This window comes from Curtobacterium sp. MR_MD2014, assembly GCF_000772085.1.
GTDB lineage: Bacteria > Actinomycetota > Actinomycetes > Actinomycetales > Microbacteriaceae > Curtobacterium.
In genome coordinates this window covers 1,180,039-1,193,736 of the sequence record NZ_CP009755.1, presented here as the reverse complement: position 1 = coordinate 1,193,736, position 13,698 = coordinate 1,180,039, and the positions used below count along the sequence as shown (strand labels likewise).

The 13,698-nt window shown below is 70.6% G+C and carries 13 protein-coding genes; all 13 read right to left on the bottom strand.

Features of this window, described 5'->3' with window-relative positions; all coding sequences use genetic code 11:
* Positions 1–2 precede the first annotated feature (2 nt).
* Entirely contained in the window at positions 3–599 is a 597-nt protein-coding gene (locus NI26_RS05505; RefSeq protein ID WP_144411263.1) for a hypothetical protein, read from the bottom strand.
* Positions 542–1,018 (bottom strand): hypothetical protein, encoded by a 477-nt coding sequence (locus NI26_RS05500; protein WP_066653374.1) that lies wholly within the window; start codon positions 1,016–1,018, stop codon positions 542–544. The genes NI26_RS05505 and NI26_RS05500 overlap by 58 nt, the downstream gene beginning before the upstream one ends.
* A gap of 151 nt (positions 1,019–1,169) precedes the next feature.
* A complete protein-coding gene (locus NI26_RS16805) occupies positions 1,170–1,340 on the bottom strand; it encodes a hypothetical protein (protein WP_158407737.1) in 171 nt (56 codons plus the stop codon).
* A 205-nt stretch (positions 1,341–1,545) separates the two neighbouring features.
* Positions 1,546–2,046: a hypothetical protein gene (locus NI26_RS05490; RefSeq protein WP_066653364.1), complete on the bottom strand. Its 501-nt coding sequence runs from the start codon at positions 2,044–2,046 to the stop codon at positions 1,546–1,548.
* Between the two features lie 11 nt (positions 2,047–2,057).
* Positions 2,058–3,584 (bottom strand): hypothetical protein, encoded by a 1,527-nt coding sequence (locus tag NI26_RS05485; RefSeq protein WP_066653361.1) that lies wholly within the window; start codon positions 3,582–3,584, stop codon positions 2,058–2,060.
* The gene (locus NI26_RS05480) at positions 3,577–4,431 is read right to left on the bottom strand and encodes a hypothetical protein (protein ID WP_066653352.1); all 855 of its coding nucleotides are present in this window, start codon (positions 4,429–4,431) and stop codon (positions 3,577–3,579) included. The genes NI26_RS05485 and NI26_RS05480 overlap by 8 nt, the downstream gene beginning before the upstream one ends.
* Positions 4,428–4,979 (bottom strand): hypothetical protein, encoded by a 552-nt coding sequence (locus tag NI26_RS05475; RefSeq protein ID WP_144411262.1) that lies wholly within the window; start codon positions 4,977–4,979, stop codon positions 4,428–4,430. The genes NI26_RS05480 and NI26_RS05475 overlap by 4 nt, the downstream gene beginning before the upstream one ends.
* An 80-nt stretch (positions 4,980–5,059) precedes the next feature.
* Positions 5,060–5,356 (bottom strand): WXG100 family type VII secretion target, encoded by a 297-nt coding sequence (locus NI26_RS05470; protein WP_058728075.1) that lies wholly within the window; start codon positions 5,354–5,356, stop codon positions 5,060–5,062.
* 129 nt (positions 5,357–5,485) lie between these two features.
* Positions 5,486–9,949, bottom strand: coding sequence for an FtsK/SpoIIIE domain-containing protein (locus tag NI26_RS05465; protein ID WP_066653334.1), 4,464 nt, complete (start codon positions 9,947–9,949; stop codon positions 5,486–5,488).
* Positions 9,950–10,007: 58 nt separating this feature from the next.
* Complete coding sequence (locus tag NI26_RS05460) at positions 10,008–10,538, bottom strand: hypothetical protein (protein ID WP_066653332.1); 531 nt, start codon at positions 10,536–10,538, stop codon at positions 10,008–10,010.
* Positions 10,539–10,608: 70 nt separating this feature from the next.
* Complete coding sequence (locus NI26_RS05455; RefSeq protein ID WP_066653329.1) at positions 10,609–11,208, bottom strand: hypothetical protein; 600 nt, start codon at positions 11,206–11,208, stop codon at positions 10,609–10,611.
* Positions 11,209–11,223: 15 nt separating this feature from the next.
* Positions 11,224–12,747, bottom strand: a complete 1,524-nt coding sequence (der, locus tag NI26_RS05450; protein WP_066653326.1) for a ribosome biogenesis GTPase Der — start codon at positions 12,745–12,747, stop codon at positions 11,224–11,226.
* A 122-nt stretch (positions 12,748–12,869) separates the two neighbouring features.
* On the bottom strand, positions 12,870–13,553 hold the full coding sequence (gene cmk, locus NI26_RS05445) for a (d)CMP kinase (protein WP_285841182.1): 684 nt from the start codon (positions 13,551–13,553) through the stop codon (positions 12,870–12,872).
* Positions 13,554–13,698 lie beyond the last annotated feature (145 nt).

The following is a 13,698-nucleotide window of genomic DNA, read 5'->3' as shown; positions in this document are numbered from 1 at the left end:
GATCACTGCGGTGTGCCTGGCCCTGGTTGTCCCCTGGTCTGCGAGCCCTCGCCCGGTGTGGTTTCTGCGTCGACGGGCCAGGTGCCGATCTGCTGGTCGAGCGTTCGGCGTCCGAAGCTCGCCTGGTACCCGATCTTCTCGACGAGCGCAGGGGTCGACGGGAACCCGACGTCCCGCCAGCCGGAGTCCTGCGCGATCCGTCCGATCTCGAGTTGCGGCTCCGTTCTGATCCGCAGGACGACGCCTGCGTCGGGTTCGTGCCCGCGCGTGGACCAGGCCAAGGGAAGGACCGCGTCGATCAGCTCGGCGACGTCCTCCTCCGAGCGCCCCGCGTCGGGTGCCGAGATGTCGACGGCGATACGGTGGTGCGCGGAGAGCCCGTCCGTGGTCTTCTCCTCGTCGACCGTTGCAGTCGACACGTTGGGCAGGGCGTTGATCTCGGCAGCAACCGCTTCGCGCGATGCAGCCACTTCAGCGTCCGGGCCAGACGCCGAGCACCCGCTGAGCGCAGGGATGAGCGACAGCAGGACGCCCGCCGCGATCAGCCTCCACACGAGCTCATCCTGCACTGCATCGCCGTCGGTGCAGCAGCGGGCCACTCGCCCAGGCGCTCCCGCAGGAGACTCGCCGGGACGATCGCCGACGTCCTGCCGGGGACGGCGGCTCCTTCCTCGACCCAACCGGACCGCTGCAGGAGCTTCCCCACGCTCAAGTCGGGCGCGCCGCGCACGCCGATACCGACACCGTTCGCGAGTTCTCTGCTCGCGTGCACCGACCACCCCGTCTGGACGATCGCATCGATCTCCGAATCGGTGATCGTCTCGTTCGTGGATTCTGGTTCCAGGGTCAGGATGATCAATGCCCTGTTCGAGTTCGACGCGTCGAGCCCCGAGGTGCTCTGTTCGACCGAGACCTCAGCAGCGGCGATGCCCGGGAGCGTCCGGAGGTACTCCTTCGCGTCTTCAGGAGTCTGTCCCCGAGCAGCAGAAGCAGGCGTACAGCCCGGCAGGACGAGCACACCACACAGCAATACCGCAACGATCGACCAGGCTCGGACACCTCGTCCGCCATGCGGTGTACTCCTCGAGGAACGTCCGCTGGCCGTCCGGGTCGCGGGTCGACCACGGTGCTCGTCAGCGAGATCGCCCGATTGCTCCGCTCTCGTCAACTCAGTACTCACGAGGCACATCGAAGTCGTCCGGCAGCGCGAAACACGGCGATCCTGAATCGATGTCGATGACAGATCCGCCCTCTGCGAGCGGGCTGAGACCGCTCGACGAAGAGCAGCCGCTCAGCGAGATCGAGAAACCGCCGGCAACGACGATTGCAGTAACGATCATCGCCCTCGTACTCCTTGACCGCGCGCGCATCGAGTACCTGTCCCTCCCGCTCGACTGTTCACCGATGCTCCGTTGAGCCAGCATCGGACGAGGTGAGCGCTGCACGGGCGAACAGTCCCGCATTGTTGCACTTCACCGACCCACGCCGGCGTTCGCTCTCCTGCGCTCGCTCGTCAAGATTGCTGCGCTGTCCAGCGAAGCGCTGTCAGGGCGCTTCACCTGGCCAAGGACCGAAGCGTTCCTTGAGTTCGTTCGGGGAGAGCAGGACGAGCTGCTTCAACTCGGCGGTCGAAGTCGTGTAGGCGGCTTCTGACCAGCCCCGTTCCTTTGCCACATCTCCGATGGCGAGCTGCGGACTCGTCCTCAGACGGATGAACACTCCCGTGTCGGGTTCTGCTTCGTTGACGGACCATCCGAGCTGTGCGAGTTGGTCGACGAAGGCGGGCGCCGCCGATGCATCCTCGACCGTCGCAGCGATCGAGACTTCATGGTGTTCGTTGAGCCCGGACACGGTCTTCTCTTCTTCGATGGAGACGTCGGACAGCCCCTCGATCGAGGAGAGCTGATTCCGCGCCTCTTCGAGCGACTGCCCACCCGTGGGATCCTGCAGCGAAACCGATGGTGCGCTGGATGGAGCCGTGCGGAGTGCACTGCAACCAGACAGCGCCACGACCGCCATCATCGTGACGACGATGCCCGTACGCACCCTTCCGCCTGTCACTCTGATCTCCTCTGCACTTGGTAATCCGTCACGGTTGTCGTCTTCCCGTTCCCTCCGAGAAACTGCGTGATTGCAGGGTCGTCATTCACTGAGGGGTCACCGCTGGCCATGACCGCGTATCGATTCGCATCGTGTGCGGTGGCGACAGTCGGCGCGTCGTGTTCGTTGGCCTTCAGCGGCGGATCCCCACGAAGCGTCGTCCAATCTCTGGGATTCGGCGTTCCGTCCAAGGCCGCGATCGGATCAGCCGTGGACTCAAGGGCTGTCACGTGCACGTCGGACGGGATGTCCATCGCACCGATCGGGGAACCAGCGGTCACCACCTGCTGGATGTTGTATCCGCTGTCACCCGCGGCGACCGCACCAGCCGTGATCCCGCCGAGGCTGAAGCCTGTCAGCATCACGGGTTCGTCCTTGACCCCTGCCTTCCGTAGAGCCTCGATGACGGCCTGCGAAAGAGCGGTCTGGTCACCGTGACGCATCGCAATCACGTCCGAGGTCAGATCATTTGGGGTGTCGCCGGCCTCGGGATTCCAGCTCTGTGTGCTCGGGATCTGGACTGTGAAGCGAGTGACGCCGTTCTCGTCAACCGTCTTGAACACCCGGACGTTCGCGAAGTCTTCTTGGCCCATCCGGTCAATCTGACCCGAACTCGCGAGCAACGAGCTGACGTCGGTCGGGATGATGTTCCCGGCCCCATCGGTGGTGAACTGCTGACCTGTCTCACGGATGCCATCGACGAGAGCGCGCTGCCGCCGATCATCGACTTGGCTGTCGGACAGGACACCGTCGATGAAGCGCGGCACACCGTCCTCGAACAAGCCGAACTGGCGACCATCCCCGATCAACGTACTGAGGAGGCCGTCGTAGGTGTTCGTCGTGCGGAGATCGCCCAACCAGGCTTGCTCCATCGCGACGATGTCGGGACTCATCCACGGCAGAGCTGCGGAGAAGTTCCTGTTGAAGGACCGAGCCGCCGCCAGGGTGAACACCGCGGTGCGCTGGGTCAGGTCGCCATCGGTCCTCAGCGCGGTGAGCGCTGCTTCGCTGAAGGACACCGTGACGATGCCCAGGACGTCGAGTGCAACGCCGCTCCTGACAGCCTCGGTGGCGAGCGCTCCGAGGGCGATCGTGCCGTAGACGACGGTCCCGGTGACGAGCGCCACCGTCTCAGCGACATCCGTCGTGGTCGCCCAGGTCGCAGCTGCTGCGACCTGCAAGCCGGCGACGGTGAGAGCAAGCCCTGCCTCGGCCGCCTCGTACACCTTCGAGAACGACGCCGTGATGATCACCAGCGCCTCGGTGGAGACGATCGTCACGCTGAGCTGCGCCGAAGCGCTCATCACTGCACCCTCGGCGGCGAGTGCGGTGCCGGGCGAGAGGATGGCCGAGGCCAGCAGGTCCCCGTCCACCGACAGCGCCCCGACCTTCGGCACGAGCGGGCCGGCGAAGGCGTTGAGCGCAGTGATCCCCGTGGTCAGGCGATCGATCTCCGCGTAGTCGACCTTGATCCCGTCAGACATCTCGATCCCTGATGAGTCCAGCGACGAGCCCGAGCAGATCCGTGCGGATCTCCTGGTCCGTCTGCGCCGTCACGGTGACCGTGCCGGCATCGGTGAGGAGTTCGGGCGTGACCTCCGAGCCACGCGCTTCCGCGTCGAGTCCGACGCTCATCCGCAGCCATCCGCGGCGGGTGCCGAACCAGTCCGCGACGAAGACCGGGCCACGGTCAGCGGTGAAGGCCTTCACACGGAAGCCGTGCTGCACGGGCTCGGCCAGGCCACGGAACGGGCCGACCGCATCGGTCGGGACGTGCAGTTCTTCGACGACGGCATCGAGCACCCGGGCGTCGCCGCGCTGGATGGCGTCGACCAACGCTTGCGAGGCAACCGTGCTGACCGTCGTCGTCCCACGGGCCGGGTCGGTGACCTCGAGCGACGGGATGAGTTCGACGAGTGACGACCACGCCTGGTCGAGCACCGTCCCGCGTAGGTGCGCACGGCTGCCGTCGCCGGACCGCGCGCCCTGCACGGTGAGGTGCGAAGCAGCGTCGCCCCCGATGACGGTCGAGTGCGCCCACGTCGTGTCGGGGGCCCAGGCGCTCACCTGGATGACGATCGAGCCGGCGTTCTGCAGTGCGAGCGTGAGCAGGAACGGCGCGTCGAGGTCATCCGACCACGACTCAGCGTCAGCGTCGGGCTGTCGCGTGAGCACCCCGCGCTCGACCAGCGCTCCCGTGCCCTGCTGGTCCTGCGCCCCCGAGGGTACGAAGGACGGCAGGACGAGACCGGGCAGGTGCTCACGGACGGTGCGTAGCTCGTCGACGGTCAGGTCCCAGTCGATGACGTCGGTCGCCGGTGCCCCGCTCATCCGACGCCGTTCCGGATGGCGGCGCCGCGCACGTCGATCCAGTCCTTCGACCCGGACGGCGGCGGTGACGGCACCTGCGCGATGAACGACCTTGCGCTCGCGACCTGGCCGTCGGAGACCTGCTGGCCACCGAGCTCGTGGACGGAGACACGGACGTGGTCGGGCTCCCCCGAGCCCGCGGCACCGATCACCTGCATGAAGCCGTTGACTGCGTTCGACGCGACGTCCTTGACGGCGTTCACGACGTTCGCCGCCAGGTGCGCGGCCTGGTTCCAGAGGTCACGTGCGATGCGTTCGGCTTCCGCGATCTGTGCCTTCACGGCGTCGACTGCCTTGGCGTGCGCATCGAGTGCGTCTGCTGCCTCGTCGAGCAGCTGCGCCTTCTTGCCGAGCTCCGTGCCCGACTCCTGGACGCGACGACGCACGGCGTCGGCGGCCTTCCCCGCCGACGACAGCCCGTCGGCCTGCGCCACGAGCGCGCTCGCTCGTGACCGCAGCCCGTCGGCGTCGTCGCGCAGCGCACGGGCCTTCGCCCGGAGCTGTGCCATCTCCCCGTACATGCTCTACCCCCAACGGAGGAGACGGCCGGCACCTGCAGCGCCGGCCGTCCCTGGTCCGGTCGTCCCGATCAGCGCCCGAGTCGCGACGCGAGCTGCTGGTCGACGTCGCCCAGCGTCTGCGCGGTCGTGCGGAGGAACTGCGCGAGGTCGTTGAGCCCGCCGATGGTGTTCTGCGCGCCGCTCGTGAAGCGGTTGTACGCCTCGTTGTAGGCACCGGAGGAACGGTCCGTCTGGAACCCGGCCTGGGTCAGCGACGCGATCTGTGCCTGCAGCTTCGACAGGGTCGCGTTGATCTCGTCACGCCCTGCGAGCAGACGGTCGGCGTTGCTGTTGAGCTCCTGGTAGGAGACGTTGATGTTGGCCACGTTGCACCCCTTCACGGTGGTCTGGATCGCCAGCCCCTCCGGCGACCGCGACAACGGTAACACCGGTCCGGAACAAATCACCCATGCGATGTCCACACCCCCGTTCGAGGGGGACGAACGGGTCCCCGATCAGGAGGACTCGGGGTCCCGAGCGACCTGCACGCGGGTGATCCGCCCGGAGTCGACCATGATGCCGCGCCCGACGGGGAAGTCGGTCCGGGTCACCCGCGGGAACGCCGTCCGGAAGAGCGTGAGCCCGTCGGTCTCCTCCGGTTGCAGGGCGATCCCGGCACGCGCGGTCTTCAGCTCGGCGAAGAGTTGCCACGCGTTCGGGGCCGTGACCGTGTCGGCCTCGGCGAGCACGAACACGCCAGCACGGCGGGCGGCCTTGATGAGCCGCGCGACCTGGCTCTCCGCGGGCAGCCCCTCGAAGTCACCGACGTTCTCGATCACGATCACCGGGTCCGGCCCGCTCGACGCACCGCTCTCGAGCGCGGTCGCGAGCTGCGAGGCGATGGCCTCGGCGTCCGTCGCGTCCTGCGCCGCCGACGCCCAGTCGGTGGCGTCGCGCAGCGTGGACCGCCTGCCGACGACCAGGTGCGCGGGTCGGTCCGGCCACGTCGCGCGCACGGACCGCAGGACGGTCCGCATGGTGGTCGAGCGTCCGGAGCCGAAGGGTCCCGTGACCACGAAGAGGCCGTCGGTCGGGATGCCCACCGGGCCGAGGGTGTCGTCCGCGAGGCCGATCGTCGGTCGCCCGGCCACGGCGACCGGCAGCGCGGCTCGATCGACGTCCTCGGGCAGTCGGCGGATCGGCGGGGCCTCCGCGACACCACGGCGCAGCAGGTCGGCGGCGAGCTCGTCGACCGCCGCCGCCTGCGCGACGAGGTCGGCGCTGCCACCGGGCACCGCCACCTGGACCTCGTGCTCGTCGACGAGTCCCCTGCCGGGCACGGCGTCCTCGAGCACGTCCGCCGGCACGTCGGCCGCGTGGTACTCCATCTCGGTCGCCAGGCGGAGCACGATGCGCTCGCCGATCGCGGCCTGCAGGTTCGACGGGAAGGCCGCGATGCGGTCCGCACTCATCACCAGGTGCACGCCCAGCCCGCGCCCGGTCGCCGCGATCGCGACGAGCTGGTCGAAGACCGGCTGGGTGCCGAGGCGGAACTCGTACTCGTTGCGGAACGCCCCCATGCCGTCGACCAGGACGAGGATGCGCGGTTCGGCGATGCCGGTCACGTCGCGGTACTCGCTGAGGTTCGCGGCCCGGGCGGCCGCGAACCGCCCGGAGCGGTCGGCGACGGTCGACTCGAGGTCGGCCAGGAGGCGCGTGATCCGTTCGTCGTCCGGCCCGCTGATCACGGTGCCCACCGTCGGCAGCGCCTCGAGCATGCGCAGGCCACCACCGCCGAAGTCCAGTCCGGTGATCCGGACCGGGAACCGGTCCGCTGCGGCGGAGGCCGCCACCGCCACGGCGCGGAGCGCCGCGGACTTCCCGGCCCCGCCCGCGCCGAGCACGGCCACGTTGCCGGCCGCGTCGAGGTCGAGACGGAACGGGGTCTGCCGCTGGGACTCGGGCAGGTCGACCGTCCCGATCACGAGTGCCGACCCGTCGGAGGCGGGCAGTGCCTCCAGGCCGACGGCATCGGGCAGCTGGTCCAGCCACGGCTTCCGGGGGACCTCGAGGCCCTGCCGGTCCGCCGCGCGGACGATCGTGGCGGCGAGCCGCTCGATGTCGCGCGCCCGCGTCGAGTCGCGCGGTGCCCGCGGTGGACTCGGCCAGGTGCTGCCGGGGCCGAAGGGGAAGTCCTGCACGTCGACGTCCGGCTCGTGCACGACGTCGTCGGAGCGACCACCGAGGTAGGCGGTCTGGAAGTCCAGCACGCGTCCCGGGCCGATCTTGGCGGCCGCGCGACCGGGGGTGCCCGGGTCGAAGAAGGCGGCGTCGGCCACGCCGAGGACGTCCTCGCTGTCGACCGGGTCGGCGACGCGGAGGGCGATGCGGAGGTTCGTGTTCGCCCGGAGGGAGTCCTTGATGACCCCGCTCGGGCGCTGGGTCGCCATCACGAGGTGCAGTCCGAGGGACCGACCGCGCTGCGCGACGTCGATGACGCCGTCGATGAACTCCGGGATCTCGGTGGCGAGTGCGGCGAACTCGTCGATCACGATGACGAGCACGGGCGGTGCCGCCGGGTCACCGCGCTGCTCGAGCGTGACGAGGTCCTTCGCGCCACGGTCGTTGAGCAGGTGCTCGCGGTACCGGAGCTCGGCCCGCAGCGAGGTGAGGGCGCGGCGGACGAGGTGCGGATTGAGGTCGGTGACGAGCCCGACGGTGTGCGGCAGGCCGACGCACTCGGCGAACGCCGCGCCACCCTTGTAGTCGACGAGCAGGAACGTGAGTCGATCCGGCGCGTACTCGGTCGCCATGCCCATGATCCACGTCTGCAGGAACTCGCTCTTGCCGGCGCCCGTGGTCCCGCCGACGAGCGCGTGCGGGCCGTGGGCGCGGAGGTCGAGGGCGAGCGGCTCGCTCGGTCCCTGACCGACGACGGCACGGACGCCGCCGCTCTCGCGCCCGGATCCCGGTGACCACGCGGCAGTCAGGCTGTCGTTCTTCGACCACCGTTGGACGATCGCGGACGGGTCACCGGCGACGTCGCCCTCGTACAGGTCGACGAACGCCACGCTGTGCGGCAGGTCGGTCTCGTCGAGGACCCGCGCGCCGGAGTCCTGGATCGGGGCGATCGCACGGGCGACGGTCGCTGCTTCGATGCTGTCCACCCGGTCGAGCTCGTCGAGCACCACGGACTGCCCGGACCGGACGAAGCCGACCGTGGCAGACCCGCTCGTCCGGTCGAGCACGATGTGCGTCCGGCAGACGACGGGCAGTGCCTGCAGCGTGGGCGCGAGCCAGAGGACGTGGACGCCGAGGTCCGGGCCCTCCTCGGCCAGGGCGACGAGACGGGCACGGTCGGCGGGAGCCTCGGCGGTGACGAGCACGACGACGGCCGGCGTCGCGGGCAGGCGGTCGACGGACTCGCCGTGGTCCTCGTCGAGGGCGCGGGACTCGTCGATGCGCGACCGGACCTGCTCACCACGGCCCGAGCCGGCTGCACGGCGGGTCGCCACGAGTCCCTCGAGCTCGGCCAGCAGCGTCGAGGCGCCGGCGAAGTCGTGCACGAGCCCCGTGGACCGCAGTGGGCTGTAGGGCGAGTCGACGTGCGGGAGCCACTTCAGCCAGGACCACTGGTCGGTGGTGGTGCCACCGGCGAAGGCGGTGAGCACGAGGTCCGCCGGGCTGTGCAGCCCCGCGAGCTGCACCACGAGCGACCGTGCGACGTCGTCCGCCGCCAGCCCGGTGCCGGCGACACCGATCGCGCCGGCACGTTCGAACGTCTCCACCACGGGCACCGGCCCGACCGTGGCGTACTCGTCGGCGAGTGCTTCGGCGCGGTTCCAGTCGTCGACGCTGCCGGAGTTCCTGGAGGGCAGCGTGACGGTCGACCGCGACGGCTGCGTGCCGGCACCGAAGCGGACCTCGAGGAAGGTGGTGTGCTCGGGCTTCCGGGTCCACAGCAGCGCCGAGCGGTCGCGCATCGCGGCCGTCACGACGGCCGGGGCGGGCGACTCGGCCGTCCGCGCCGCGATCTCCGTCGTGCGGGCCGCCGCCAGCCGCTCGCGCGAATCGGCGAGCGACTCCTCGAACCGCTGGCGTTCGTCGCGCCGGCGCCGCCGGGCCTGGACACGCTGGTCGATCCACGTCCCGATCATGATGACCGGCGAGAGCGCGATGAAGATCAGCGTGTACGGCTGCTTCGTGACGAGGAACAGGACCGCGCCGAGGATGATCGGCGCGATGATCGCGATCATCGGCAACCGGGGCTTCTCCCCCGGGACCGGGATCTCGGGCAGCGTGAACTGCCGGCCGCGGTGCGCTGGCTCGACGCGGGGCGAGCGGCTGAAGTCCACCTCGGGGACCGCGGACGCCGGCGTACCCGTGCCCGGCACGGACGGTGCGGCGGGCAGCGGTCGGATGCGCAGCGTGGTGTCACCGACCGAGACCGTCGTCTCCGGGTCGACGAACGCCCGCGCGACGAGCCGACCGTCGACCTCGACCCCGTTCGCGGAGTTCAGGTCGACGACCTCGACCGTGTCGCCGATCGTGACCGTGGCGTGACGACGGGAGACCAGGTCGTCCCCGGCGAGCCAGACCTGGGCCATCGCGTCGCGGCCGATCAGGTTCACCCCTTCGGACAGGGTGTACTCGTTGCCGGCATCCGGCCCGGAGACGACGTGCGCCACGGCGGCGGGGGCGTCCTCGACGTCGTCGCCGCGGCGGCGGTCGGTCGCGGCGACGACCTCGACCCGGCAGCCGGAACGGAGCGACGACTCGTGCACCGTCGCGGACGGGTTGAGCAGCCGGGGCTGCGGTCGGTCGGGGAACCACACGCGCAGCGTCAGCGGGACGCCGTCGGCCGCCGTCCGCCCACGGGACAGCCGGTCGGCGAGCGAACCGACGGTCGCCGTCACGTCCGCCGTCACCACGACGTCGCGGTCTGCTCGTGGCCCCGCGATGGTCACCTTGAGTTTCACACACCACCCCCGTGCCGACCATCGTACGGGTGCACGCCGACCTGGGGACCGCCGTCGGTCAGTCCGTGGAGTGGTCCTCCCGCGGCGTGCGGACCGGCTTCGGGAACGTCGCGCGCATGTGGTCGCTCGTCAGCACGTCGCCGATGCCGATCATCAGGAGCGAGAAGAGGATCTGCTCGATGACCATCCAGAACGGGTAGAGCCCGGGGATCGCAGCGACGACCAGGGTCACGACCGGGAAGATCCTGCTGAAGAGCCGGAGGCGCTGGTACGCCCAGTAGTAGCCGAGCTGCGCCCGCCACGCGAACACGTAGAGCGTCAGGGTGATGAGGAGCACCACGGTCGCCCGGAACCAGACGGCCCAGGCCACGGTCTCCCCCGCACGGGTGAGCAGCACGGCGACGACGATCGCCGCGAGTCCGACCGCGGTCTCGGCGACGAGCAACCAGCGGATCCACCGGAACGAACGGACCGTGTCCGGGTGGGCGAGCATGTCCTCGCGGATCACGTAGTCGGCCTGTCGCCCACCGGCGAGACGGTCCAGGTGCAGCCGGCACCAGAGACGGTCGGCGAGGACGGGGAGACGCACACGTCAATGGTGCCGCATCCGGGACGTGTCCGAGGTGCGGGCCGGTCCTCGTCGGTCGACGCGGGTCCCCTCAGTCGGCGGGGACGAGCAGTGCGACGCCGAGCACCTCGTCGGTCTCGTCGTCCACCAGGGCCGCGGAACGGGTGTCCGCCTGGAGCGACGAGCCGTCGGTGATGAGCGAGAAGCCCCCGGACGTGTGTTCGTCGACGGAGGCCGTCACGACGCCGGGGGCGTGCGCGAGGGTGCTGCGGTCGGGCATCGCGTCCGGCGACAGGACGAGTCGGACCGCGCGCGTGCCCGGCGGCGAGGACAGGTCGTCGATCCGGACCGCCACGGACGACTCGTCGATGCGCTCGATCCGGACGGTCGCGGCGATCCCGTCGACCAGGGGCACCACGGTGCCGGACACGGGCAGGACCCGGCCGACCCAGTCCTCGACGCTGCGCGGGACGTCCGGTCGTCGGTCGGCACCGGGGATCGGAGCGCCGAGGGCGTTCGACACCCCGAGCGGTCCGGCTCCCTCCGGTGCCGTCGACGCTCGGTCGGTGGCACGTGCGGTCCGCACGACGTCGTCGTCACCGGTGACGAGCCAGGCGGCACCGACCCCGGACACGACGACGGCGAGCGCCAGCAGGCCCGCCAGGGGGCCTCGCCGTGCTCGCCGTGCCACGTCGTCGTCCGACCGCTACGTGCGCTTGCGGCGCTCGCGCACCCGCATGTTGACGTTGATCGGCGTCCCCTCGAAGCCCCACACCTCGCGCAGACGACGCGTGATGAAGCGGCGGTACTGCGGGTCGAGGAACGCCGAGGTGAAGAGCACGAACGTCGGCGGCTGGCTCGACGCCTGCGTCCCGAACAGGATGCGGGGCTGCTTGCCGCCGCGGACCGGGTGCGGGTGCTCCTGCACGAGCTCGGCGATGAAGGCGTTGACCTTGCCTGTCGGGATGCGGGTGTCCCACGACTCGAGTGCGGTCTCGAGCGCCGGGACGAGCTTCTCGAGGTGGCGACCCGTCCGGGCGGAGATGTTCACGCGCGGCGCCCAGGCCACGTGCGCCAGGTCCTGCTCGATCTCGCGCTCGAGGTAGCGACGCCGGTCGTCGTCGAGCAGGTCCCACTTGTTGTAGGCCAGGACCAGTGCCCGACCGGACTCGAGGACCAGGTCGATGATGCGGAGGTCCTGCGTCGAGATCGGCTCGGTCACGTCGAGCACGACGACGGCGACCTCGGCCTTCTCGAGCGCCGCGGTCGTGCGGAGCGACGCGTAGAAGTCCGCGCCCTGCTGCAGGTGCACGCGCTTCCGGATGCCGGCGGTGTCGACGAAGCGCCAGACGCGCCCGCCGAGCTCGATCTGCTCGTCCACCGGGTCGCGCGTGGTGCCCGCGAGGTCGTTGACGACGACGCGCTCCTCGCCCGCCGCCTTGTTCAGCAGCGAGCTCTTGCCGACGTTCGGGCGCCCGAGGATCGCGACGCGACGGGGGCCGCCGACCTCCTGCTTGGCGACGGCCGACGTGTCGGGGAGCGTCGTGATGATGAGGTCCATCAGGTCCGCGACACCGCGGCCGTGCAGCGCCGAGACGGGGTGCGGCTCGCCGAGCCCGAGGTTCCAGAGCTCGAAGGCGTCGAGGTCACGGCGGTCGTCGTCGGCCTTGTTCGCCACGACGATGACCGGACGGTCGGTCCCACGGAGCATCTTCACGACGTGCTCGTCGGTGGCGGTGATGCCGACCGTGACGTCGACGACGAAGAGCACGGCGTCGGCCAGGTCGACGGCGACCTCGGCCTGGGCGGCGACCGAGGCGTTGATGCCGCGGGCGTCGGGCTCCCACCCGCCGGTGTCGACGAGCGTGAAGCGCTTGTCGTTCCACTCGGCCTTGTAGCTCACGCGGTCGCGGGTGACGCCGGGGACGTCCTGCACGACGGCCTCGCGTCGACCGATGATGCGGTTGACGAGCGCCGACTTGCCGACGTTCGGCCGCCCGACGATCGCGAGCACCGGGTACGCGGGCAGGTAGTGGACGCCGTCCTCGCCGAGTTCGCCGGCGTCGAGGAGCGCGACGTCCTCGTCGTCGAGCTCGTACTCGTCGAGCCCGACGCGGAGCGCGTTCGCACGCTGGTCCGCCTCGGCGTCGTCGAGTCCGGCGAGCCGTTCGCCGAGCGCGTCGTCGTACTCCGGGAAGTCGTCGTTGTCGTGGCTGTCCTGCTGGGCCATGGTGGGTTTCCTCGTGTGCGACCGGAGCCGCGGTGTCGGTGGCCGGTGCCGGCCGGGCCGGTTCCCCGGCCGTGGTGACCGGGCAGCCCGGTCGTGGTGACCGGGCGGCGCCCGGTCGTGCGTCAGTGCGTGGCCGCTCGGGCCAGGTCGACGACCGCCTGGACGGTCTGGTCGAAGTCGAGGTCGGTGGAGTCGAGCGTCGTGACGCCGTCGGCGGCGTTCATGAAGTCGACGACCTTCGCGTCCGCCGCGTCTCGACGGGCGAGTGCGGCGGAGGTCTCGGCGGCTGACTGCGTGGTGACCTCTGCCGAGCGCCGAGCCATCCTAACCGACTCGTCGGCGGTCAGCAGGATGCGGACCTCGGCATCGGGTGCGACGACCGTGGTGATGTCGCGCCCCTCGGTGATGATGCCCTGCGCGTCGGCCTTCCGCATGACCTGCCGGAAGAGCTGCACGAGCTTCTCGCGGACCTCGGGCAGCTTCGCGATGTGCGCGACCGCTGCGGTGACCTCCGGCGTGCGGATCGCGTCGGTCACGTCGGTGTCGCCGACGCGCACGAAGTACTCGTCGGGGTCGGTGCCGATCGCGTAGTCGAAGGTGTCCCAGCTCGCCACGACGGCCGCGGGGTCGTCGAGGTCGATGCCCTGCTGCAGTGCGTGCCACGCCAGGGCGCGGTAGGCGGCACCGGTGTCCTGGTACCCGAAGCCCAGCGCACGGGCCGCGGCGCGCGAGACGCTCGACTTGCCGCTGCCCGCGGGTCCGTCGACCGCGATGACGGTCTTCGCCACGAAGGCGCCCTGCGGCAGACCGGACGGGACCGGAGCGCTGGTCGAACCCGGCTCGCCACCGGGGGTGCCCAGGCCGCCGGCCGGCCCGCCGAGCGCGCCGCCGTCGGCTCCGCCGGCCGCTCCGTCGCCCGGCGGCGTCGGGGTGGGCAGGCCGGAGTCGGGG

What these genes read in the sequence shown, in the direction of transcription:
- NI26_RS16805 (WP_158407737.1), bottom strand. Translation starts at nt 1,340, where the DNA reads ATGATCGTTACTGCAATCGTCGTTGCCGGCGGTTTCTCGATCTCGCTG.
- NI26_RS05485 (WP_066653361.1), bottom strand. Translation starts at nt 3,584, where the DNA reads ATGTCTGACGGGATCAAGGTCGACTACGCGGAGATCGATCGCCTGACC.
- NI26_RS05480 (WP_066653352.1), bottom strand. Translation starts at nt 4,431, where the DNA reads ATGAGCGGGGCACCGGCGACCGACGTCATCGACTGGGACCTGACCGTC.
- NI26_RS05475 (WP_144411262.1), bottom strand. Translation starts at nt 4,979, where the DNA reads ATGGCACAGCTCCGGGCGAAGGCCCGTGCGCTGCGCGACGACGCCGAC.
- der (WP_066653326.1), bottom strand. Translation starts at nt 12,747, where the DNA reads ATGGCCCAGCAGGACAGCCACGACAACGACGACTTCCCGGAGTACGAC.